The sequence below is a fragment of the Azospirillum sp. NS33 genome, assembly GCF_059703765.1.
Window position 1 is genome coordinate 191,304 of the sequence record NZ_BAAKJB010000002.1, and the last position, 22,861, is coordinate 214,164.

The 22,861-nt window shown below is 70.0% G+C and carries 22 protein-coding genes; 13 read left to right on the forward strand and 9 right to left on the reverse strand.

What is annotated here, in order from left to right; translation table 11 throughout:
• Positions 1–157 precede the first annotated feature (157 nt).
• A complete protein-coding gene (locus tag AC6H2I_RS03500; protein ID WP_497499182.1) occupies positions 158–1,129 on the reverse strand; it encodes a flavodoxin family protein in 972 nt (323 codons plus the stop codon).
• A gap of 129 nt (positions 1,130–1,258) precedes the next feature.
• Between AC6H2I_RS03500 and AC6H2I_RS03505 the strand changes: the two genes are divergently transcribed.
• From AC6H2I_RS03505 to AC6H2I_RS03515, 3 genes are all read left to right on the forward strand, one after another.
• On the forward strand, positions 1,259–2,179 hold the full coding sequence (locus AC6H2I_RS03505; protein WP_497499183.1) for a LysR family transcriptional regulator: 921 nt from the start codon (positions 1,259–1,261) through the stop codon (positions 2,177–2,179).
• 648 nt (positions 2,180–2,827) lie between these two features.
• Complete coding sequence (locus AC6H2I_RS03510) at positions 2,828–3,319, forward strand: MarR family winged helix-turn-helix transcriptional regulator (RefSeq protein WP_497499184.1); 492 nt, start codon at positions 2,828–2,830, stop codon at positions 3,317–3,319.
• Between the two features lie 128 nt (positions 3,320–3,447).
• On the forward strand, positions 3,448–3,873 hold the full coding sequence (locus tag AC6H2I_RS03515; RefSeq protein WP_497499185.1) for a DUF6524 family protein: 426 nt from the start codon (positions 3,448–3,450) through the stop codon (positions 3,871–3,873).
• Positions 3,874–3,938: 65 nt separating this feature from the next.
• Here AC6H2I_RS03515 and AC6H2I_RS03520 read toward each other — a convergent pair whose 3' ends face one another.
• Positions 3,939–5,105: an alpha-D-ribose 1-methylphosphonate 5-triphosphate diphosphatase gene (locus tag AC6H2I_RS03520; protein WP_497499186.1), complete on the reverse strand. Its 1,167-nt coding sequence runs from the start codon at positions 5,103–5,105 to the stop codon at positions 3,939–3,941.
• Between the two features lie 665 nt (positions 5,106–5,770).
• Here AC6H2I_RS03520 and AC6H2I_RS03525 point away from each other — a divergent pair.
• Positions 5,771–7,285 carry an nSTAND1 domain-containing NTPase gene (locus AC6H2I_RS03525; protein WP_497499273.1) on the forward strand — a complete coding sequence of 505 codons (1,515 nt, stop codon included), beginning with the start codon at positions 5,771–5,773 and terminating at the stop codon, positions 7,283–7,285.
• Between the two features lie 59 nt (positions 7,286–7,344).
• On the opposite strand, the gene AC6H2I_RS03530 is transcribed toward AC6H2I_RS03525, so the two are convergent.
• Entirely contained in the window at positions 7,345–7,521 is a 177-nt protein-coding gene (locus AC6H2I_RS03530; protein ID WP_497499187.1) for a hypothetical protein, read from the reverse strand.
• A 470-nt stretch (positions 7,522–7,991) separates the two neighbouring features.
• On the opposite strand from AC6H2I_RS03530, the gene AC6H2I_RS03535 reads away from it, so the two are divergent.
• Complete coding sequence (locus AC6H2I_RS03535; protein WP_497499188.1) at positions 7,992–8,699, forward strand: LuxR C-terminal-related transcriptional regulator; 708 nt, start codon at positions 7,992–7,994, stop codon at positions 8,697–8,699.
• Between the two features lie 229 nt (positions 8,700–8,928).
• Here the strand turns inward: AC6H2I_RS03535 and AC6H2I_RS03540 are convergent, their stop codons facing one another.
• On the reverse strand, positions 8,929–9,585 hold the full coding sequence (locus AC6H2I_RS03540) for a response regulator transcription factor (protein ID WP_497499189.1): 657 nt from the start codon (positions 9,583–9,585) through the stop codon (positions 8,929–8,931).
• Between the two features lie 750 nt (positions 9,586–10,335).
• On the opposite strand from AC6H2I_RS03540, the gene AC6H2I_RS03545 reads away from it, so the two are divergent.
• The 5 genes from AC6H2I_RS03545 (at position 10,336) to der (ending at position 15,389) form a co-directional block, all read left to right on the forward strand.
• A complete protein-coding gene (locus tag AC6H2I_RS03545) occupies positions 10,336–10,980 on the forward strand; it encodes a response regulator transcription factor (RefSeq protein ID WP_497499190.1) in 645 nt (214 codons plus the stop codon).
• Between the two features lie 123 nt (positions 10,981–11,103).
• On the forward strand, positions 11,104–11,658 hold the full coding sequence (locus AC6H2I_RS03550) for a thioredoxin family protein (RefSeq protein WP_497499191.1): 555 nt from the start codon (positions 11,104–11,106) through the stop codon (positions 11,656–11,658).
• Positions 11,659–11,810: 152 nt separating this feature from the next.
• Positions 11,811–12,458, forward strand: coding sequence for a tetratricopeptide repeat protein (locus tag AC6H2I_RS03555; RefSeq protein WP_497499192.1), 648 nt, complete (start codon positions 11,811–11,813; stop codon positions 12,456–12,458).
• A complete protein-coding gene (locus AC6H2I_RS03560; RefSeq protein WP_497499193.1) occupies positions 12,455–13,798 on the forward strand; it encodes an outer membrane protein assembly factor BamB family protein in 1,344 nt (447 codons plus the stop codon). Before AC6H2I_RS03555 ends, AC6H2I_RS03560 begins: the two co-directional genes overlap by 4 nt.
• Before the next feature lie 103 nt (positions 13,799–13,901).
• Positions 13,902–15,389: a ribosome biogenesis GTPase Der gene (der, locus tag AC6H2I_RS03565; RefSeq protein ID WP_497499194.1), complete on the forward strand. Its 1,488-nt coding sequence runs from the start codon at positions 13,902–13,904 to the stop codon at positions 15,387–15,389.
• Positions 15,390–15,448: 59 nt separating this feature from the next.
• On the opposite strand, the gene AC6H2I_RS03570 is transcribed toward der, so the two are convergent.
• Genes AC6H2I_RS03570 through radA form a run of 5 tightly spaced genes read right to left on the reverse strand, consistent with a single transcriptional unit; the run spans position 15,449 to position 20,405 of the window.
• Positions 15,449–16,159, reverse strand: coding sequence for an SDR family NAD(P)-dependent oxidoreductase (locus AC6H2I_RS03570; RefSeq protein ID WP_497499195.1), 711 nt, complete (start codon positions 16,157–16,159; stop codon positions 15,449–15,451).
• A gap of 37 nt (positions 16,160–16,196) precedes the next feature.
• Entirely contained in the window at positions 16,197–16,793 is a 597-nt protein-coding gene (locus tag AC6H2I_RS03575; RefSeq protein WP_497499196.1) for a hypothetical protein, read from the reverse strand.
• Positions 16,794–16,808: 15 nt separating this feature from the next.
• The gene (gene purF, locus AC6H2I_RS03580) at positions 16,809–18,272 is read right to left on the reverse strand and encodes an amidophosphoribosyltransferase (RefSeq protein ID WP_497499197.1); all 1,464 of its coding nucleotides are present in this window, start codon (positions 18,270–18,272) and stop codon (positions 16,809–16,811) included.
• Between the two features lie 35 nt (positions 18,273–18,307).
• Positions 18,308–18,991 carry a CvpA family protein gene (locus tag AC6H2I_RS03585; RefSeq protein ID WP_497499198.1) on the reverse strand — a complete coding sequence of 228 codons (684 nt, stop codon included), beginning with the start codon at positions 18,989–18,991 and terminating at the stop codon, positions 18,308–18,310.
• A gap of 25 nt (positions 18,992–19,016) precedes the next feature.
• Positions 19,017–20,405, reverse strand: a complete 1,389-nt coding sequence (radA, locus tag AC6H2I_RS03590; RefSeq protein WP_497499199.1) for a DNA repair protein RadA — start codon at positions 20,403–20,405, stop codon at positions 19,017–19,019.
• Between the two features lie 155 nt (positions 20,406–20,560).
• Here radA and map point away from each other — a divergent pair, with 155 nt between their 5' ends.
• The 3 genes from map to AC6H2I_RS03605 all read left to right on the forward strand — a co-directional run bounded on the left by map (position 20,561) and on the right by AC6H2I_RS03605 (position 22,830).
• A complete protein-coding gene (gene map / locus AC6H2I_RS03595; RefSeq protein ID WP_497499200.1) occupies positions 20,561–21,415 on the forward strand; it encodes a type I methionyl aminopeptidase in 855 nt (284 codons plus the stop codon).
• A gap of 8 nt (positions 21,416–21,423) precedes the next feature.
• Positions 21,424–22,038: an NUDIX hydrolase gene (locus AC6H2I_RS03600; RefSeq protein WP_497499201.1), complete on the forward strand. Its 615-nt coding sequence runs from the start codon at positions 21,424–21,426 to the stop codon at positions 22,036–22,038.
• A gap of 144 nt (positions 22,039–22,182) precedes the next feature.
• A complete protein-coding gene (locus AC6H2I_RS03605; RefSeq protein ID WP_497499202.1) occupies positions 22,183–22,830 on the forward strand; it encodes an acyloxyacyl hydrolase in 648 nt (215 codons plus the stop codon).
• Positions 22,831–22,861 lie beyond the last annotated feature (31 nt).

A 22,861-nucleotide genomic window follows, 5' to 3' on the forward strand; every position in this document is an offset into this window, starting at 1 on the left:
CACCCTTCGGTCGGGTTGAGGTGTGGTGACCAGACTCTACCGGAGAACCACGATGACCGCCCCGCTGTGGACAACCGGCCCGCCGACGCCAGCTCTGGGGCGCGCTTCGGCGGGCCGGTTCCCCACAGCTCCTACACCACGTTCAGGGACGTGACCTTCAGGCAGAGCGCGTCGCCGCGAAACGGCCTGCGACGGCCGCGACGCGAACGCCGTAGCGCCGCGCGGTTTCGAGGTCGCCTTCCGACATCTCTTCGGGCGCGGCGTCCGCATCCGACTGCGCCATCGGGCCGATATAGGAGCCGATCCGGTTCGGGTCGTCGCGCGTCGAGGCCTTCACGTTCGACGGCTTGATCGCGAGGCTCACCCAGATGCCGCCATGCTGCCCGGCCAGCAGGACGAAGTACTGCAGCGTGTTCAGCTTGTCGCCGTTGAGGGTGGCGCTGTTGGTGAAGCCGCCGAAGATCTTGTCCTTCCACGTCTCGGCGAACCAGGGCTTCGAGCTGTCGTCGGCGAACTTTTTGAACTGCCAGCTCGGGCCGCCCATGTAGGTCGGCGAACCGAAGACGATGGCATCCGCGGCGAGGAGCGTCTCCCACGCGCTTTCCGGAATGTTGCCCTCGGGGTCGATCGCGATGAGTGTTCCTGCCGCCCCTTCGGCGACCGCCTCGGCGACGCGATGGGTGTGGCCGTAGCCCGAGTGGTAGACCACGGCGGTGGTGATGGTTTCCTGGGTCATATCGCTGTCCTGAGGTTTGAGGTTCGGTTGCGGTGAGGTTGCAGGTCGCGCAGATAAAGACCGCCCCAGGCCACCAGGCCCGGCAGCAGTGATGTGAGCTGCGGCGGAGATCCCAGCTCGCCGAGCCGGACATGCGCGCAGATCGCCCCTCCCAGAAATCCCGTAGCGAGGATCCGCGCCGATGAACGCGGTGGCCGGGAAAGCGGTGGCCGGGATGGCAGGGAGGATTGCGCAGCCGACGATGATCGTGCCCAGAACCGGGGCGATGGCCGGTGCGAACCCCGCATCCCGCAGCATGCCCGCGGCCAGGTCCGGGACGAAGACCTGTACCGAAGCGTCCATGAGCAGGGCTGCGACGAACACGGCACGTGCTGAACGTCCGATCCAGACCATGCGGCCTGGCTTCGCTCTCTCCGACATGATCGTCCCCGTGTGACGTGTCGCTCCCGTCCCGTCTATCGTGCCCTATTGATACGATAAACTATGATAAACAGAACGCAGTGTTCTCCTGGATGAGAACAGATGCAGGGCATGCGCATGCACAATCTCGAACATCTCCTCATCTTCATCCGGGTCGCCGAGATGCACAGCTTCAGCCGCGCCGCCGAAAGCATGGGCATCCAGAAGGGGCGCGCCTCGACCGTCGTGCGGCAGCTGGAGGACGAGCTGGGCGTCCGGCTTCTGCATCGGACGACGCGCAGCGTGCGATTGACCGAGGACGGGCGGAGATTTCAGGAGCGCGCGCGGGAGCTGCTGGCCGATGTCGACGACCTGCAGTCGATGTTTGCCGAGGACGGCGTCGCGCTGCGGGGGCGTCTTCGGGTCGATCTGCCGACCGAACTGGCGCGCACGACGATCGTGCCGGCTTTGCCGGACTTCCTGGCCGCCCATCCCGAGGTGGAACTGGAGGTGTCGAGCACGGACCGGCAGGTTGATCTGGTCGAGGAGGGGTTCGATTGCGTGTTGCGGCTCGGGCCGATTGGAGATGAAACGCTGATCGCCCGCCCGCTGGGGCGGCTGCGCATGGTGAATGCCGCCAGCCCGGCGTATCTCGCGCGTCACGGCACGCCCCGGTCGCTGGAGGAGCTGCGGCGGCAAGGCCACCGCACGATCCATTACAGTCGGACCCTCGGCGCAAAGCCCTATGGCTGGGAATACCCCGACGACGACGGCTACGCCACGCTGCCGCTGCCCGGCGTCCTGCACGTCAACAGCGTGCAGACCTACGAGGCCGCCGGCCTGGCCGGCATCGGCCTGATCCAGGCGGCGCTCACGGGAATAGGCCGACACCTGGAGAGCGGGGCGCTGGTGGAGATTCTGCCGGATGTCCGCCCCGCGCCACTCGACGTGTCCCTTGTCGTCGCCCATCGACGGAACCTGTCGCGCCGCGTCCGCGTCTTCATGACATGGATCGACGAGGTGCTGGCTCCCTATCTCGACTAGGGCCCCTCGATCGGGAAGCTGGGCGCATCGGGCGTAAGCCACCGCCTTGCGTCGGCGACGCCGGTGTGCAGCGCCGGATCCGGAAGATCCCCGATCCGGGGATGTTGTGTTGCGCGTCCGCACCGGCGGTCGAAGAGGGCGGACGGTGCCCGAACCGTCGGTGGCTGCGGACCGGATGGGCCCCCCATCGGCGATCGCTATGTGATCATACGATGGAATGAATCTTTCACCACACAGACAATTTTATTTCGCGTCGCGCGCCCGCCATGATACCGCTTAAGACATATAATTCAGTACACTGCGAAGTATATTGTTGTCGGAGAGTTAAAATGTTGCGACAGCGGAATCGGAACGCGCGATGGTGGGAAGCGGGCGTTTCGCCGCAGTCCACCGGGCGGGAATTTTTGTAGACTGACGGGTGATCCGCTTGTGCACGGGCGGATACTTCTGTTTAAACTTGACCGGCTTGGTGCCGTGTGGTGTGCTGAGCAATCAGAATTAGAATGATTGGCGATCGGACATGCTCTGGTTGGGATATTTTCGGTGTTCTGCCGCGGTCCGCGCGCTGAACCGGCTTTCGGTTTCGTACGGTCAGGGCGCTGCCGTGGGCGGGCCGGTGCTGCGGCGCGGCCGGCCGGAGGGCGTACCATGACCCCCGGGGACGGATTGCCGGAGTCCTGCGCGGAGAGCGAGGGAGGCCGCCGCCACGGGGTGGTGTCGATGGCGCCTGACTTCCTGCAGGCGGAGCGGATCACCCACCGCCTGCGCCGGGTGCTGCAGCGCGCCGGTGCGCTGTTCTCGGAGACGCTGGGCGACAACCAACTGACGCCGACCCAATGGTCGGTGCTGATGGCGCTCTACCAGGAGGGGCCGTTGTCCCAGGTGCGCCTGGGCCGGGTGACCTTCGTCGACCCGGCGACCACCCAGGGCGTGGTGATGCGCCTGATCGAGCGGGGACTGCTGGAACGGCGCACCGACCCGCGCGACCGTCGCCGCAAGAGCGTGTGGCTCACCGGCGCCGGAGAGGCCTTGGTCGCCACCCTGGTGCCGAAGGTGGCGCAAACGCACGCCCGCGTGCTGGAGCCCCTGTCACCGGCCGACCGCGAGCGTTTTCTCGATCTCCTCGAACGCTTGAGCTGACCGCGGGCGTCACGGCGCCCACCACACTCCCCCGCGGGGGATGTCCGGCAAATGACGCTGGCGCGTCGCCCGCCCCCTGGGCTACACCCGGAGGCATCGTCGACGGATGCCAGCGGGGGAGGGCGTGCATGGCGGGTGCGGCCCAGCGTTTCAAACTGTCCGATTTCATCATCCGGTGGCTCTTCCTCTACGCCCTGATCACCGCCACCTACAACCCGACCGGCTATTGCTACGTCGACTGGTTGCTGTCCGCCGACACCACCTATCTTGCCGTCAAGATCTTCCTGGGAATTTCGCTGCTCATCCTTTACGGATTCATTTTCGGGATGGTCGGGCGGGCGATGAAGAGCGGCGGCGTGTTTCTGGCCGTGTTGTTCTTCGCGACCCTCACCTGGGCGCTGGAGAGCCAGGACCTGCTGCCGCGCACCAGGCTCGGCCTGATGCTGCTGATCGAGGCGTTCGTCGCCGCCACCCTCGCCGCCGGCCTGTCGCTGGTGCTGGTGCGCCAGCAGGTCTCCGGCCACGTCACCGCCACCGACGAGGTCGCGCACTGAGGCCGTGCGGTGCGGCCGTGCGGTGCGGTGCGGCCGTGCGGTGCGGCCGTGCCCGGCCCGGACGCCTACAGACGCCGCAGCCCGGCGGACCAGACGGCGCGCACGACGGGCTGGCCCTGCACCGTGCGGACCCGGCTCAGGTCGGCGCGCAGGCCCGCCGCCAGCGCGCCGCGGTCGACCAGGCCCAGCACCGCGGCGGGGACCGACGAGGCCATCGCCACCGCCTGGTGCAGCGGCCGACCCAACTCCGCGTGAAGGCGGAAGACGGCCTCGAGAAGGCTCCCCGGCACATAGTCGGAGGACAGGGCGTCGAGCACCCCGCGGGTCGCCAGGTCGCGGGCCGACACGTTCCCCGAGTGGGAGCGTCCGCGCACCACGTTCGGCGCGCCCATGACCACCCGCAGGCCGGCGCCATGGGCCGCCTCCGCCGCCGCCCGCGTGGTGGGGAACTCGGCCACCGTGACGCCGTCGGCGACCGCCCGGGCGACGTGGTCGGCGGTCTCGTCGTCATGGCTCGCCATGGGAAGGCCGCGGGCCCGGCACAGCGCCGCCACCGCCCGGCGGTGACCGTCGGCGTGGCACGCCTGGGCCGCACGGCGCCCGGCCACCACGCCGTCGACGGACTCCTCCGCCCACCCCTCGGCCACCAGCAGGCGGCGGTAGGCCGCGACGTCGGCCCATTGGCCCTGACCCGGGGTGTGGTCCATCAGGGACACCAGACGGACCAGCGGGTCGGCCGCGAGCGGCTCGAACAGCGCCACCACGTCCGGGTCGGCCACTTCGCACCGCATGTGGAGGTGGTGGTCGGCGCGCAGCACCCCTTCGCTCCGCCCCGCGCGCACCGCGGCCACGGAGGCGTGGAGGATGTCGCGCCGGCGGCCGCCATCGCGCTGTTCACCGACACACACGGCGTCGAGCACGGTGGTGATCCCGGCGGCCATGAGCTGGGCGTCGTGGGCCAGCAGCGCGGCCAGCGGCGACGGCCACACCACCCCCGGGCGCGGGATCAGCAGGCGCTCCAGGTTGTCGGTGTGCAGTTCCACCAGCCCCGGCAGCAGGTGGTCGCCCTCCAGGTCGATCGCCGCGGCGAGGTGCGAGCGACCGTCGTCGATGGCGGCGATCCGGCCGCCCCGGACCACCAGGGACCCCTCGACCACGCCGTCGACGACGACGATGCGGGCGTTGGTGAAGACCACCTCCGGCACCGCGGCACGGGGGCGGGCGTCCGGCATCGCCGGGGGCAGCCCGGGGGACGGCGGCCGCGCTTGGAGCCGGGGCCGATAGGGAACGAAGGGCGAACTTGCCTCTTGCCGTTCCCTTGTTGTTCCGCTACTGTTCCTTTCAGAGCCGCGCGATACGGCATCCGATGGAACAGCACGCGAGAAAAGGGAGTTCGCCATGTCGGTCCTGAAGTTCCTCAGCGAGGCGGCCACGCTGGTCGCGTTGATGGTAACCCTCTACGCCTGGACGCTGCTCGGCCACGCCGTCGGTCTGTAGCGGCCGACCGTCGGCCCTGGCCGATGCGGGCCGCGCCTTCCAGGTGTGGTGGGCGGCGGTGGGCGCCGCCGTGCCGGAATGTTGGGGGCGGCTGGCGCCACGTCAGCGCGGGCGAACGGGGTACCGTCGATCGCCCGCGCACCCCCTCCCGGACCGCGCCGCCAGGGTGGCGGGCCGCGTCGGTATACTACCCGATTGTCCACTGCCGGTTGGGCGGGGCCCGGCCCAAATGCGATGTCTGCGCGACGTCCGGGACGGCGGCGGGGCCGAGGCCTCCGTCTGCCGTTCCGGGCGCGCCGAACACGTTTTTGACGGCCCGAAGGCGGAAGCAATGCGGAATTTCTTTCGGAAGCGCCGTGGTGACGCGGGACAGGGGCAGGGCGACGGGGCCGTGACCGACATGGCGGTGACCGACATGGCGGCGGCCGGCTCGGCGACCGGCACAGCGGCCGACAGGGCGGCGGCGCGCGGCACGGCCGCGGCGGCCATTGCCGCGGCCCGGCTGGCCGGGCCACCGGTCGCACCACGGCTGCGCCCGGTGCGGAGCGATCCGGCGCGGGAGCCGCGCACCCAGGACGGCCGTCTCCCGGGGGGCACCGTGCAGCCCGAGCGGCCGGCCGCCGGCGGAGCCGACCCGGCCCCGGACGGCGACACGTCCGCGGAGTTTCCGCGCTTCGCCTTCCCCGCGGCCAGCAAACTGAAGCCGCAGCGGGGCGGCGGCGGAGAGGCCGCGCTGCTGACCGGGCTCACTCCCGAAGTCAACGGCGTCCTGCGCGAGGCCTTCACGCCGACCCGGCCGAAGAAGCAGCTCAACGCGCTGTTCGTCGGCCGCAACGCGACGTTGAAGCGGATCATCTCGGCGGTCGAGGAGGAGCGGGCCCACGTCATCCTGTTCGGCGACCGCGGGCGCGGCAAGACCTCGCTGTCCAACGCCGTCGAGCACATCGCCGCCCAGGCGGGCTACCTTGCCATCAAGATCACCTGCAGCGGCGAGCTGTGCTTCGAGGACATCTTCCGGCACGCCTTGAAGCGCATCCCCGCGGCCTACTACCGCTCGGGATCCGACAGTCCGTTCGCCTCGCGCCGCACCTTCAGCAGCTTCGCCGAGCTGCTGCCGGAGGGACCGTTCAGCGTCACCCAGCTGAACGAGGTGCTGGAGAACATCCAGAACACCCACGTGCTGCTGATCCTCGACGAGTACGACCGCGTCACCGACGAGGATTTCCGCAACAAGCTGGCCGAGCTCTTCAAGAACCTCACCGACAGCGCGATCCCGATGACGCTCATGGTGGTGGGCGTGGCCGAGAACCTGGACCAGCTCCTGGGCAAGCATCCGTCGATCCAGCGCTCGCTGGTGCCGGTCCATCTGCCGTTGATGAGCGACAGCGAGGTCGAACGGCTGATCCAGGCCGGTGCCGACAACGCCGGCCTGGTGTTCCAGGCCGACACCGCCCGGCGGGTGGCCGACTTCGCCCGCGGCCTGCCGTACTACGCCCAGCTTCTCGGCCTGCACGCAGCCCGCAGCGCCTTCAGCCGCGGCGAACGCGAGGTCGACACCCGCGACCTCGCCTACGCCGTGAACCGGTGCCTTCAGGAGGCGGAACGGGGCATCGTCGACGCCTACAACCGGTGCCTGGCCGGGGCGCGGCGGGAGGCACTGGAGGACACGCTGAACGCCGCGGCCCTGTGTCCCGCCGACGAGTATGGGGTGTTTGATCCCGCCGACATCGCCGGCACCGACGGTTCGCCGCCCTGCGCCGACTTCGACGAGCGGCTGGAGCGGCTGACCCGCGACGACCACGGTGCGCTGCTGGTCGCGGTTCCGGAGCCGGGGCGCACGCGCTACCGCTTCCGCAACCAGATGTGCCGCCAATACGTGCTGATGCGCCTCGCCGTGGAGCGGGGGCAGATCTAAGCCGGTCCGGTCCGCACGAGGGATCGGGGGGCGGCGTGTGCGTGCGGCCGGCATCCGGCTCAGCGGCGCCCCATCCAGGCTGCCAGCGCCACCGAGCCGGCCACCGCCGCGCCAAGCAGCAGCACCACCAGGAAGCTCCACAGGAACTGGCGGAGCTCGCCCTGCTTCCAGGCGCTGCGGGCGAGCAGGGCCAGATAGGTGCCGCACAGCAGGCCGAGAAATTGCCAGAGAGTCATCGCCGTCGGATCCGTGGCCGCGGGCGCCGCTATAGCATGGCGCCGGGCCGCGGGTCAGCCCGTTCGGCCGAGCGTTGCGGTGCGCCGCCGGGGAGCCGGAGCGGGAACGGCCGCGGACACGCCCCCCCGCGCGTCCGCCCCGCCGCCACCGCGATTTGGTGGTAGAAATTCCGAAAATAATCCTTTCGAACTCGATGTCTCTGATAACAACAAATGCATGTTTGGTCTTTTGTGGGACAGAACGCCATTTTCATATGTCCAAAGCGCGTCAGGTTAATACCACAGAGAGGTATCGAGAGATGCGTTGAAGAGATATTCTCCCACTAAATAACGGCCGGACCGGCCGAGAGGCGCGGGCGTAACATCTGCCTAACCCTGGACGATCTTGGACGATTTCGGACGAATCGACATTCGGACGGGTCATCCTCCGACGAACACCACACATTTGTCACGCACCCCGGGAGAAGACAATGGACTCAGTGCGCGCGTTTCTCGTCGACTCAAACAAGCTCTTTCGAGAAGGTTTGAAGCGCCTGCTGGACGATTCGCCGTTCCAGATCGCCTCGGAAGCCGGCAACCTGCGGGAAGCCCTGTCCATCGTCGAGGGCGGTCTGGTGCTCGAGCTGGTCCTGCTCGATCTCGCCAGCGGCGGTGATGAGGAGGCGGAAGGAATGCGCAACCTCCGCATGCACCTGCCGGACGCCCGCCTGGTCATCCTGACCAGCGAACTGTGCACCCGCCGCCTGGCGAACGCACTGGAGGCGGGGGCCGACGGCTACCTCATGAAGGACCTGTCCTCCGACGCCCTGGCGCAGTCGCTGAAGCTGGTGATGATGGGGGAGAAGGTGTTCCCGACCCATCTCGCCGCGCTCCTCATCAGCGGCCGGGTGAACGGCAACGGGACGGAGATGCCGGTGTCGCGGAAGGGGTTGTCGCAACGGGAGGTGCAAATCCTGCGCTGTCTCCTGAACGGCGATTCCAACAAAATGATCGCCAACCACCTCAACATCACCGAGGCGACCGTCAAGGTCCATCTGAAGAGCCTGCTGCGCAAGATCAACGCCTCCAACCGCACCCAGGCGGCGATCTGGGCCCTCAACAACGGGATCGGTGGTGACCTCGCCGGCGGCACGGCGGCACCCGGCGGCGCGCCCGGGGCGGTGGCGGCGGCGCACTGACGCGCCGGCCCGCCTGGCCGGGCGGGCCGGCGGAGCAGCCGCCGGAGCACGGGGCCGGCCCCCGCCCGCCGGCTGATCCTGCGACCACCGGCGCCCTGCGCCGGTGCTTCATACGATGACACCGGCGCCTTGCGCCGGTGCTTCATACGATGACACCGGCGCCTTGCGCCGGTGTTCGCGTGTCCGTGCCCCGCCCCGTCGCGAGCGCGCTGGGGACGCGCGGTGGCGGTCACGTCCCGGTGCGGTCCAGGGGGATGGCGTCGGCGTGGCGGGCCGGCAGCAACGCGCCGTGCTGGCGCGCCGCGAACACCCCCGCCTCGGTGCGGTTCCGGAAATGAAGCTTCGACAGCACGCTGCGCACCATCGACTTGATGACCGCCTCGGACAACTCGAGGTGGCCGGCGATGGTGCGGTTGTTCAGGCCCTCGCCAAGCAGCCGCAGGGTCTCGAACTCCGACTCCGACAGGCGGGGCAGCAGCGACAGCCGGATCTCGTCGACCCCGAGGCGTGACAAGAACTGCTTGGGCATCAGGCAGTGCCCCTCGAGCCCGAGGTCGAGCAGCTCGTTGATGCGGTCGACGTTGATGTCCTTGAACACCCAGGCGTCGGCGAAGGCCAGCACGTGGGCTGCGTCGAGCAGCTCGCGCGAGGACAGGACCACGACGATGCGCGAGCGGCGCGACAGCCGCAGATACACCATCGGCTCGTTCTCGCGCAGCGCCGTGAACTGCTGGAGCCCGATGAGCACGGCGTCCGGCGTCATCGCGCTCTGGGTGAGTTCGCCGATGTCATGGAAGACGGTGAGGCGATGACGGCCGGCGCTTTCCAGCGCCCCCACCACGGTGTCCGTCAGGGCGTCGTCGTCCAGGATCAGGCAAACGTGCATGGCAGTCACCGCTGGGTTGCTGGGCAGGTGAAACGCAGGATCCGGCGTGTTTTCACGATGCAGGTGCATGGGCTGGCTCTGACTTTCCTTGGCTCTCCACGGCTGACCCGGGGCGGGCAGCGGCGATCCTTGGGTCCCCGTCGCATCGGGCTAACGATTTCGCGCAAATGTTCATTTGAACTACTACCCTCTGTGGCAATAACTGCAAGAAAACTTGACAGTGTAATGCTGATCTTATAAATTCGAGTGCCGCACTGTAAATCAAACGTTGGATTATAATTCAACATCGCCAATTCACGCTGATTGGATAGCGGGATGTGACCGTGTGATAACACTTAAGCCGTTTTCGCCGATCATGGAGGGGCCGGGCCGTGTCCCAGATGGTGGGGGCGATCACCATGATTTCGTGGCGTCCGGCGCGTCCGGGTTGGGTGTTTCTACCCGAAAGTGCGCCCACGCCGTGGCGCCGCGCTCCATCGGCCCGACCTCCGGGGCCGGGGCGGCCCGTTCGGCCGATCCGCGAACCCGGCGGAACGCCTTGGCTTTGGTCCAGGGCCTATACCCTTCGCCAGGGTGGCATGGCCTCGGGTGAAAAGGAGGGGCGCCCGCTGCAACCCGACGGCTTCAAATGGCGTATGGCGCTTGTCCGTATACAGACACACTACCGATTGTGGTAGCTGTATCCCTAAGCGTCGCTATTCTGGAACGGCCAGTCCTTCGGGGGGCGGCCACAAGAAGTGGACCGAAGCCATGCGTATTTTGATCGGGGACGACCATCTGCTGTTCCGCGAGGGTTTGCGCCGGTTGCTGGAGCAACTGCATTCCGATGCGGCGTTCGTCGAAGCGGGGACCTTCGGCGAGGTGACCGAGCACTGCCAGAACGACGAGCGTTTCGATGTCCTCCTCATGGATCTGCACATGCCGGGGTGGCCCGGGTTCGACGGCATCCGGGAGGTCTCCGGACTTCAGCCGGGAACGCCGATCGTGGTCGTGTCCGCGTCGGAATCGCTGAACGACATCCGCGGTGCGCTCGACGCCGGGGCCACGGGCTACATCCCCAAATCGTCCAGCGTGAAGGTCATGATGGGGGCCCTGAACCTGGTGTTCTCCGGCGGCATCTACGTTCCGCCGGGCGCCATCAACTTCGGCGCCGACCACGGCAGCCGCCGCCGGACGCCGGAACCGGCGGGGGAGCGGTCGGGCAGCTACGGCCTGACGCAGCGCCAGCGCGAGGTGCTGGACTGTCTGCGCGCCGGCAAGTCGAACAAGCAGATCGCCTATGAACTGGGCCTGTCCGAAGGGACGGTGAAGATCCACGTCACCGCCATCTTCAAGTCGCTGGGCGTGAAGAACCGCACCCAGGCGGTCATCGCCGCGTCGCAGATGGCCGGATGATGCGTCGTCGCCCCCGCCGGGCGGAGGCGGGGGCACGGCATGGGGAGCAGGGTCGATCCTTTGGCGTATTGCGCTGGCGTTTTCCCGGCGTACCCTGTGTGCCGACAGGCAAAGGAGGCGACCATGGCAGCGGAAACGCCGATCTGCGACTTCGGTTGGACGGCGGCCGAATTCAACTTGCCGGGGGTGGACGGGCGGTCCTGGAGCCTGGCGGACGTGCGGGGGCCGCGCGGCACCCTGGTCATGTTCATCTGCAACCATTGCCCCTATGTGCAGGCGGTCATCGATCGCCTGGTGCGTGACGTCGCCGACCTGCGCCAGCACGGCATCGGCGCCGCGGCGATCATGTCCAACGACACGGCGCAGTATCCCGAGGACGGCATGGAGCCGATGAAGCGGTTCGCCGAGCGCCATCGCTTCTCCTTCCCCTATCTGCTGGACGAGAGCCAGGCGGTGGCCCGCGCCTATGGCGCGGTGTGCACGCCCGATTTCTTCGGCTTCAACGCCGACCTCGAGTTGCAGTACCGGGGCCGCCTCGACGCGTCGCGCCGCGAGTCCGTCCCCGACGCACCGCGCGAGCTTTTCCACGCCATGTGCCGCATCGCCGACACCGGCCAGGGGCCGGCCGATCAGATCGCCAGCATGGGCTGTTCGATCAAATGGCGGGACGCCGGGTGACGGCGTCCGACGCCCCGGGGCGATCGCCATCGTGCGCTCCGACGGCGGCGCGGCCTTGACCGGGGGCGGGGGGTCTGCTATCCGGCCGGTTCGAGAATCCGACCCCCGGGGCGCAACCGTTCCCCGCAGTCCCGCACGCCGCTTGTAGGGCCATGAGCGATATTTTCCGCGAAGTCGATGAGGATCTGCGTCGCGACCGCATGGAGCGGTTGTTCAAGCGCTATGGCGGCTTGGCCATCGCGGCGGTGGTGGTGGTTGTCGGTGGTGTCGCCGCCTACAATGGCTGGACGGCGTGGCAACGCTCCGAACAGACCGCCGACACCGCGGCGCTGGTCGCCGCGGTGGATGCCGCCGCCGCGGGGCCGCAGCAGGGCCTCGACGCGCTGGCCCCGGTGCTCGCCGACGCCGACGGCGACCTCGCCGCGGTGGCCCGCCTCAACGAGGCGACCCTGCTGGTCCGCAAGGGCGACACCGCGGCCGCCGTGGCGGTCTACGAGGCGATCGCCGCCGACACCGGCGCGACCGCCGTGTACCGCGACCTCGCCACGCTGCTGGCGGTGATGCACCAGCTCGACGGTGGCGACCGGGCGGCCCTGGTGGCCCGCCTCCAGCCGCTCACCGCCGACTCCAGCCCGTGGCGCTTTTCCGCCCGGGAGATGGAGGCGACCCTCGCCGCCCGCGCCGGCGACCAAGACCGCGCCCACGCCCTGTTCCAGCAACTGGCGGACGATGCGTCGGCTCCCGCGGGCGTGCGCTCGCGGGCCGGCGATCTTGCCGCCCTATACGGCAAGACCCGATGACCTGGAAGCGTACCGCCCGCGCCGCGCTGCTGTCGGCCCCCCTCCTCGGCCTGGCCCTGGCCGGCTGCGACACCACCGACGGCTGGTTCGGCAAATCGGAGCCGCCGCCCCTGCCGGGTGACCGGGTCGCCGTTCTGGTGCGCGAATCCAAGGTCACCGCGGACCCCGAGCTCGCGGGCACCCCGGTCACCCTGCCGCCGGCGGTGAGCAACGATGCCTGGCCACAGGTCGGCGGCAACGCCGAGCACGATCTTGGCCACGCCGCGCTGGCCGCGTCCCCGGCGGAGGTCTGGCGCAGCGACGTCGGCACCGGAGCCGGCGGCGACCTGGTCCTCCTGACCCAGCCGGTCGTGGCCGCTGGCCGGGTCTATGCGATGGACGGGGAGTCCCACGTCGGCGCGGTCGACGCCCGGACCGGGGCGCGGCTGTGGCGGGTCGACACCCGGCCGGAGAAGGAGCGCGGCGACGCCACGGGCGGCGGCGTCGCCTACGCCGACGGGCGCCTGTTCGCCGCCACCGGGTATGGCGAGCTGCTGGCCCTCGATCCGGCCAGCGGGGACGTGCAGTGGCGGCGCCGGGTGTCCGGGCCGGTCCGCGGGGCGCCCACCGTGGCGGGCGGCCGGGTCTACGCCGTCACCCTCGACAACCAGCTTGTCGCCGTCTCGGCGGAGACCGGCGAGCTGCTGTGGAGCCACGCGGGGCTGCTGGAGGCGGCGGGGCTGCTCGGCTCGGCCAGCCCGGCGGCGTCGTCGAACCTGGTGGTGGTGCCGTTCTCGTCGGGCGAGATGTTCGGCCTGCGCCCGGAGAACGGCCGCGTCGCCTGGCAGGAGAACCTGGCGGCGATCCGCCGCGGCGGCGCCCTCAGCGGCTTGGCCGACATCCGCGGCCTGCCGGTGATCGACGGCGGCGTGGTGTTCGCCATCAGCCATTCCGGGCGCATGGTGGCGGTCGACGAGCGCATCGGCGCCCGCCTGTGGGAGCAGGACGTCGGCGGCGTCGAGACGCCGTGGGTGGCCGGGGAGTTCATCTACGTCGTGACCAACGACAGCGAGGTGATGGCCATCGCCCGCCGCTCCGGCCGGGCGAAATGGGTGGTCCCGCTCGACCGCTACGAGGACCCGGAGGACCGCGAAGGGCGCATCTCCTGGGCCGGTCCGGTGCTCGCCGGCGGCCGCCTGTGGATCGCCGGATCGAACGCGGAGCTGCTGGCGCTGTCCCCGGAGAACGGCGCCGTGGTGACGCGGCACCGGCTGCCCGATGCCGCCTATCTGGCGCCCGTGGTGGCGGGCAGCACCCTCTACGTCCTGACCGACAGCGGCACGCTCGTCGCTTTCCGGTAACAGGACGCCGTCGCCGCCGCCGGCCCGGCGCGCCCCTATGGGCGCGCCGGGCCGGCTTGCTATATCAGGTGTGTTCGTATTCCAGGACGGGGTTTCCGGTCGCATGACCTTTACCGTGGCGATCGTCGGCCGGCCCAATGTGGGCAAGTCGACGCTGTTCAACCGGCTGGCCGGGAAGAAGCTGGCGCTCGTCGACGACGCGCCCGGCGTGACCCGCGACTGGCGCGCGGCCGACGGCCATGTCGGCGGCGTGTCCTTCACCGTGATCGACACCGCGGGCCTCGAGGAGGTGTTCGACGACAGCCTGGAGGCGCGCATGCGTCGCCAGACCGAGGTGGCGCTCGGCCGCGCCGACGTGGCGCTGTTCCTGATCGACGCCCGCGCCGGGATCACGCCGCTCGACCGCCATTTCGCGGCGTGGCTGCGCAAAGGCAGGATCCCGGTGGTCCTGGTCGCCAACAAGGCCGAAGGCCGGGTCGGCGAGGCGGGCATGATGGAGGCTTACGAGCTGGGCCTCGGCGACCCCGTGCCGCTCTCGGCCGAGCATGGTGAGGGCATGGCCGACCTGGTGGAGGCCCTGCTCCCGTATGCGCGCGACGAGGAGGCCGCGCCGCGACCGGACGAGGGGGGGCTGGCGGACGGGGGGCTGGCGGACGGGGGACTGCCGGGCGCAGCGGCCGGGCCGGGCGGCGACGAGGACCACGAGGACGGCGAGGGCGCCGCCACCGGTGCACCCGACGGCGAGGACGACGAGCGGGACCAGGACGACGAGGACCTGTCCAAGCCGATCCAGATCGCGATCGTCGGCCGGCCCAACGTCGGCAAGTCGACCCTGCTCAACAGCCTGATCGGCGAGGAGCGGGTGCTGACCGGCCCGGAGGCCGGCATGACCCGCGACGCGATCGCGGTGGACTGGACGTGGCGTGGCCGGCCCTTCCGCCTGGTCGACACCGCCGGGATGCGCCGCCGCGCCCGGGTCGAGGGCAAGGTGGAGAAGCTTGCGGTCGCCGATGCGCTGCGGGTCGTCCGCATGGCCCAGATGGTGGTGCTCGTCCTCGACCCCACGCAGATCTTCGACAAGCAGGATCTCACCATCGCCCGCATGGTGATCGAGGAAGGCCGCGCCCTGGTCATCGCCTTGAACAAGTGGGATGCGGTGGACAACCGGGCCATGGCGCTCAAGCAGCTCGAGGACAAGCTCGAGGCGTCGCTGGCCCAGGCCCGGGGCATCCGCACCGTCACCATCTCGGCGCTGAAGGGGCAGAAGCTCGACGTTCTCCTGGATGCGCTGCTGGCGACCTACACGGTGTGGAACCGCCGCATCTCCACCGCCCGGCTGAACCGCTGGCTGGAGGGGGTGGTCGAGCACCACCCGCCGCCCCTCGTCGACGGGCGCCGGGTCAAGATCCGCTACATGACCCAGATCAAGGCCCGGCCGCCGACCTTCGCGCTGTTCGTGAACAAGCCGCTCGACCTGCCGGAGAGCTACCAGCGGTATCTCGCGGCGGGGCTGCGGCAGACGTTCGACCTGCCGGGCGTTCCCATCCGCATCGTCCTGCGCAAGCGCAAGAACCCCTACGCCGACGACTGACGCCGCGGGCGGCTGATGGCCGCCCGACACCGCCGCCGCGCCACACGTGCCGGGACGGCTCAGCCCTGGGCGTGGATGATCTCGCCCTGGCGGGTGCAGGCGGGATCGGCAAGGTCGACGAAGGCGTCGGTCACCGCGTCGGGCTGGGTCAGGCTGCCCGAGTCCTCGCCCGGGAAGCCCTGGGCGCGCAGCCGGGTGCCGACCACGCCGGGATCGACGAGGTTGACCCGCAGCGGCGACTTGGCGATCTCCATGGCGTAGGTCCGCACCATCATCTCCAACGCCGCCTTGCTGGCGGCGTACACACCCCAATAGGGATAGGGGGCGGACGCCGCACCCGATGTGACGAAGATCGCCCGCCCGGCGTCCGAGGCGCGCAACAGCCGGTCGACGCTGCGGATCAGCCGGAAATTGGCGGTGACGTTGGTGTCGAAGACCCGCTGCCAGGTCTTCGGATCGGTGTGCGCCACCGGCCCGAGCGATTCCAGAAGGCCGGCGTTGCCGACCAGGATGTCCAGACGCTGGAATCGGTCGTAGACGGCCTGGCCGAGCTGGTCGATCTGGTCGAACTTCCGCAGGTCCAGGGGCACCAGCGTCGCGTTCTGGCCGGTCGCGGTGCGGATCGCGTCGTCGGTCTCCTCCAGCCCGCCGCTGGTGCGGGCGGTGAGGATGACGTGGGCGCCTTCGGCGGCCAGACGCTTGGCGACGGCGGCACCGATGCCGCGGGAGGCGCCGGTGATGAGGGCGATGCGCCCGGCGAGACGGGACATGACGTGGATCTCTCGGAAAGGGGCGACGGCGGCGGCCTCAGCGGCCGGTCAGCCGGTCCAGGAAGGCGACGCGGAGCGCGTCGCCGTCGGCGGCGGCCTCCAGGGTCGGTGCCGACGGCGTGGGCACCGCCAGCGAGGGTTCGACGAGGTAGGTCTGCGCCGCCCAGACGGCGCCGGAGATGGCGGCCCCCCACAGCATCGAAAAGCCGCAACCGCTGCCGGCCGTTGCGACCAGCTCGGCGGCGCCCAGCGGCGCCGCGGCGCCGCTGGCGATGGCCGGGACGGCGAATCCCACCGCGAACACGGTGCTGAAGATGGCGCCCCGGGCGCACCAGCCGGCGGCCTGGTCGGCGTAGGCCGGCTCGGCACCGACCGGCCCGGCATCGAGCGGGGCTGCGGAGACCGGCACGGCGAGGGCGAGGAGGGACGCGGGGTCGGTGAGGTCCACCACCGTGCGCGCCGCCGGCACGGCGAGGATGTGGTCGGTCACCATGCCGTCGGAGGGGTGGGGAACCTCCACCAGCCAGGGCCTGGCGGCCTCGCCGGCCGCCGCCGCCGGCGACGTCGCCAGCCCGACGGCGAGCCCGATGGCCAGCCCGGCGGCCACCGCCGCCGCCCCGGTGTTGCGCCCCATGCCCCGTCCCCCCCGTCAGGCCCGCGCCACGGCGCGGCGCGGCAAAACGGGCGTGGTGTTGGCTTCCTGCGAGTCGCGGTCCGACAGGGCGATCGGGTAGTCGCCGGTGAAGCAGGCGTCGCAGTAACGCATCTTCCCCTGGTCGCGCTTCGCCTCGCCCATGGCCCGGTAGAGGCCGTCGAGCGAGATGAAGGCGAGGCTGTCGGCACCGATGAACTCGCGCATTCCCTCCACCGACATGCGGTGCGCCAGCAGCTTACCCTGTTCTGGGGTGTCGATGCCATAGAAGCAGGGGTGCGAGGTCGGCGGGCTGGAGATTCGCATGTGCACCTCGCGGGCGCCGGCCAGGCGCATCATCTCCACGATCTTCTTCGAGGTCGTGCCGCGGACGATCGAATCGTCGACCAGGATGACGCGCTTGCCCTCGATCATCGCCCGGTTGGCGTTGTGCTTGAGCTTGACGCCGAGGTGACGGATCTGGTCCGTCGGCTCGATGAAGGTGCGCCCGACGTAGTGGTTGCGGATGATTCCCAGCCCGAAGGGGATGTTGCTCTGCGACGCGTAGCCCAACGCCGCGGGGACGCCGCTGTCGGGCACCGGCACCACGAGATCGGCGTCGATGCCGGCCTCGCGGGCCAGTTCGCGGCCGATGTTCTGGCGCGCCTCGTAGACCGAGTTGCCCTCCATCACGCTGTCGGGGCGCGCGAAATAGATGTACTCGAAGATGCAGAAGCGGCGGCCGCTGGGCTGGAAGGGGCGGACGCTGTGCACCCCGGAATCGTCGAGGACGATCATCTCGCCGGGTTCGACGTCGCGCACGAAATCGGCGCCGACGATGTCCAGCGCGCAGGTCTCGCTGGCCAGGAGATGGGCGTCGCCGAGGCGGCCGAGGACCAGCGGCCGCACCCCGAGGGGGTCGCGCAGGCCGATCACCGTGTTCTCGGCGATGGCGACCAGCGAGAAGGCGCCCTCGATCTGGCGCACCGCCTCGATCATGCGGTCGACGGCCGAGCCGCCACGGGCCAGCGCCATGAGGTGGACGATGACCTCGGTGTCGGTGGTCGACTGGAACAGGCAGCCGCGCCGCACGAGCTGGCGCTTGAGGGCCTGGGCGTTGGTGAGGTTGCCGTTGTGGGCCAGCGCGAAGCCGCCGAACTCGAAATCGGCGTAGAGGGGCTGAACGTTGCGCAGCATGGTGCCGCCGGTGGTGGCGTAGCGCACGTGGCCGATGGCCGAGGCCCCGGTCAGCTTGCCGATCACCGCCTCGCTGGAGAAATGGTCGCCGACCAGCCCCAGGGTGTGCTCGACGTGGTACTCCGTGCCGTTGCTGCTGACGATGCCGGCCGCCTCCTGGCCGCGGTGCTGCAACGCGTGCAACCCCAGCGCCGTGATGGCGGCGGCCTGCGCATGGCGATGAATGCCGAACACGCCGCACTCTTCGTGCAGCTTGTCGTCATCGAACGGGTTCGTGGTCGGCATCGGGGAATGGTCCTCGTCTGACACGGGGCGCGTCCTCAGCGGGTGTTCTGGATCAAACGCTCGAGATCGCCGCGATCTCGCTCCTTATAGCCGGTATCCGAGGGCGGCGCATCCGTCGGATTCGTCCCGGCCGGCACCGGGGTGGAGAGGCGGTCCAGCGCCTCCTTCGCCTCGATGGCCTGGCGGGCCCGTTCGCGCGCCAGGTCGGCCCGGCTCAACCCTTCGGCGCGCAGATGCTCCGGCACGAACTCGTAGATCGCACCGGCCCCGGTCGCCAGCAGCGGCCGGGTCTTCGCCTGCTGAAGCCACGCCGGGTGTTCGGCGGGTGGCACCAGCCAGACGAAGAAGAGATAGGCGACCGACACCAGAATGGCACCCTTCATCAGCCCGAAAACGAATCCCAGGGACCGGTCCAGAGCCGACAGCTGCGAGTTCTGCACGCGATGCGAAACGCGCCCGGACCCGATCGTCAGCACGGCCAGCGACAGGATGAAGACGCCGGCGGCGGACGCCGCATAGGCCAGCATCTCGAACGGGATGTACTCCCGTGCGTACGGCAGGACGTGGGGCAGCGCGTACAGCGTCGCGAACGCGGCACCGACCCAGGACGCGACCGACAGCACCTCGGCCACCATGCCGCGGGTGAAGGCCAGCATCGCCGAGAGCAGGAGCACGGCGAACACGGCGAGGTCCACCGGGTTGATCGGAAAGTTCTCCATCGGCCCTATCCTCGATTCCTCCTCGTCAGCGCGACGGCGCGGGGCCGCCGGCTCCGCCACCCTCGAACAGGGGCATCAGTTCGCCCAGGTGATGCAGGTCCACGGTGCGCAGCGTGCCGTCGCCCCGGCCGCCGCTCCGCCTGGCCGGAACCAGCGCGGACGAGAACCCGAGCTTCGCCGCCTCCTTGAGCCGGGTGTCGGCCTGGCTGACCGCCCGCACCTCGCCCGACAGCCCGATCTCCCCGAACACCACGGTGTCGGCCGGCACCGGCTCACCGGTCAGCGACGAGACCAGGGCCGCCGCCACCGCGAGGTCGGCCGCCGGTTCGGTGATCCGCAGCCCGCCGGCGACGTTGAGGTAGACGTCGTTGGCGCCGATCTGAACGCCGCACCGCGCCTCCAGCACCGCCAGCACCATGGCGAGCCGCGCCGAATCCCAGCCGACCACGGCGCGCCGCGGGGTGCCGAGGGGGGAGGGGGCGACGAGCGCCTGAACCTCGACCAGCACCGGCCGGGTGCCTTCCATGCCGGCGAACACCGCGGCACCGGAGACGTCGCCGCGCCGCTCCGCCAGGAACAGGGCGGACGGGTTGGCGACCTCCGACAGGCCGCGGTCGGTCATCTCGAAGACGCCGATCTCGTCGGTCGGCCCGAAGCGGTTCTTCACCGCGCGCAGGATGCGGAACTGGTGGCCCCGCTCGCCTTCGAAATAGAGCACGGTGTCGACCATGTGCTCGAGCACCCGGGGGCCGGCGATGGTGCCCTCCTTGGTGACGTGACCGACCAGCAGGAGAACGACGCCGCGCCGCTTGGCGACGCGGATCAGCTCCTGGGCGGAGGCGCGGACCTGCGCCACAGTGCCGGGGGCGCTGTCGAGGGTGTCGACATACATGGTCTGCACGGAATCGATCACCACCACGTCGGGACCGTCGGTGACGTCGAGGCTGGCGGCGATGTCCCGCACGCTGGTGGCCGAGGCGAGGTCGACCGGGCGGTCGGCGACGCCCAGGCGCCGGGCGCGCAGGCGCACCTGATCCACCGCCTCCTCCCCCGAGACGTAGGCGCACCGGTGCTCCCGGGCCAGCTGGGCCACGGCCTGCAGCAGCAGGGTCGACTTGCCGATTCCCGGGTCGCCCCCGATCAGGATGGCCGAGCCCGGGACCAGGCCGCCGCCGCACACCCGGTCCAGCTCGGCGATGCCGGTGGTGCGCCGCGGCGCCGGCTGCGCGGCGCCGGCCAGGCCCACGAAATCGATGCGCCGGCCACGGGCGGGACCCAGCCCCTTGGGCGCGGCGTCGGGCGCGGCCTCCTCCATCAAGGAGTTCCATTCGCCGCACGCGTCGCACCGTCCCGCCCATTTCGGGAAGGTGGCGCCGCACGACTGGCAGGCGTAGCGCGAGGTGGGTTTAGCCAAGGCCCTGCTGGTCTGCTGTTTCGGATGGGGAGTCGGGAACGCTCGGACGCGGACGGCCTTATATAGCACGGCCGCCTGTGACCACTACGGGCGAAACCGACTTGCCGCCATGCGCCCGATCGCCCAAGGTGGCGGCCGGACAAGAGCTCGAGACGATGAAGCACGCGACAGAACAGACGCCGGCCAGAGACGCCGGCCGCGCCACGGTGAAGGACCACGAAGGCCGTCCGGTGCCCCTGTACACCGCCGAGGATTTCGCCTGCCTGCGCCGCGCCGGGCGGCTGGCGGCGGAGACCCTCGACCATGTGGCGCCGCTGGTGGTGCCGGGGGTGACGACGGGCCAGCTCGACCGGACCATCGAGGCCTTCATGCGCGACCACGGCGCGATCCCGGCGACCCTCGGCTACAAGGGCTACCCGGCGGCGAGCTGCATCTCGCCCAACCATGTGGTCAATCACGGCATTCCCAGCGACGACAAACGCCTGGCCAAGGGCGACATCGTCAACATCGACGTGACGGTGATCCTCGACGGCTGGTTCGGCGACACCAGCCGCATGTTCTACGTGGGCGACGGGGTCGGCGTGAAGGCGCGGCGCCTGGTGGAGACGACCTACGAGGCGATGATGATCGGCATCGCCCAGGCGCGGCCGGGCAACACGCTGGGCGACGTCGGCCACGCCATCCAGACGCTGGCCGAGGCCAACCGGCTGTCGGTGGTCCGGGAATTCGGCGGGCACGGCATCGGCCGCGTCTTCCACGACGCCCCCCATGTCGACCACTTCGGCGCGGCGGGGAAGGGCATGCCGTTGGTGCCGGGGATGGTCTTCACCATCGAACCGATGCTGAACGCCGGCCGGCGCGACGTGAAGGTGCTGTCCGACGGGTGGACCACGGTGACCCGCGACCGCTCCCTGTCGGCCCAGTTCGAGCACCAGGTCGGCATCACCGAGGACGGGTGCGAGATCTTCACCCTGTCGCCGGCCGGGCACACCCGGCCGCCCTACGGGTGACGGGCGGCGTGGCGGACGCGCTCCGGCCCTGGACGATCCTGTCGTCCCGCGAGGTCTACGCCCACGAGCCCTGGCTGCGGATTCGCGAGGAGGAGCTGGCGCTGCCCGACGGCCGCCGGGTCGCCTTCCACCAGGTCGACATGCGGGCCTTCGTCATCATCGTGCCGCGGCTCGACGACGGACGATTCGTGCTGCTGCGCCAGTACAAGCACGGCCCGCGCCGGGTCAACCTGGGATTCCCGGCGGGAACGGTGGAGGGCGACGAGCCCCCCCTGGACTGTGCGCGGCGCGAGCTGATGGAGGAAACCGGCTGCACGGCCGCGCGCTGGACCGACCTTGGCGGCCACGTCGCGCTGGGCAACCAGAGGGGGCCGCATGGCCATCTGTTCCTCGCCGACGGCTGCCGGGCGGTCGCCGAGCCGGACTCCGGCGACCTCGAGGAGATGCGCGTCGAAGTGATGAGTCGCGCCGACCTTCTGGCATGCGTCGCGCGCGGCGACTTCGCCATCACGTCCCAGGTGGCCGCGCTTGGTGCCGCGCTCAATCCAGAGTTGTCGGCGGCGCTGGCCATGGGCGCGACGCGGCGCGGGATCGGCGCGCCGCCGTCCCCGGACGCGACCTGAAGGCCACACCTTACCGCAACCTTGCCACACCGCGCGCCGGGCGCCTTGCCGCGCGCGCGACGGCACTCCCCATCCGTGGTAGCCTCTGCGCCACACATTGCTGCTTGCAGTGACATTCGGACTTTTAGTCCGGCGGGAGGCTTGATGAATCGCATCGTGTTCGTGGTGGCGTTGGCCACGGCTTTGGGCGCTGGCGGGGCGCAGGCGGCGGAGGCAACAGTCGGGGGCTTCCCGGGGTACGAAATCAAGATCGGTGGCCACGCCCAGGATTTCGATCACGACTACAAGGACAGCAACACCCTCGACATCTCGGTCGAGCTGCTGTCCGCACCGATCGTCCTCGCCGATTTCGACAGCAAGCTGCTTCAGGTGCTCGCCAGCCCGCGGGCGATGCTCGGCGGCTCCGTCAACACCGACGGGGGCACGAACCGCGCCTACGCCGGTTTCACCTGGACCTACCCGTTCGAGAGCGGATTCTACATCGCGCCGGCTCTGGGAATCGCGGTGCACGACGGCAATCTGGACCGCACGCGGCGGGCCTGCACGGCCGCCGAGTTGGCCTCGGGATGCAACAGCCGCGACCCGGTCGGCGAGTTCTACACGAACCTCGACGAGGAGGCGATGGGGACCCGCTGGCTGTTCCACGAATCCCTGGAGATCGGCTACGTCTTCGCGAACCAGATCACCGTCGGCGCCTACATCCAGCACATGTCCAACGCCAACATCGGCAACGAGGGCAATGGCGGGATGAGCTTCGTGGGCGCCCGCGTCGGCTACCTCTTCGGCAACTGACGGCGTGAGCGCGACGGGGGCGTGCCGGACC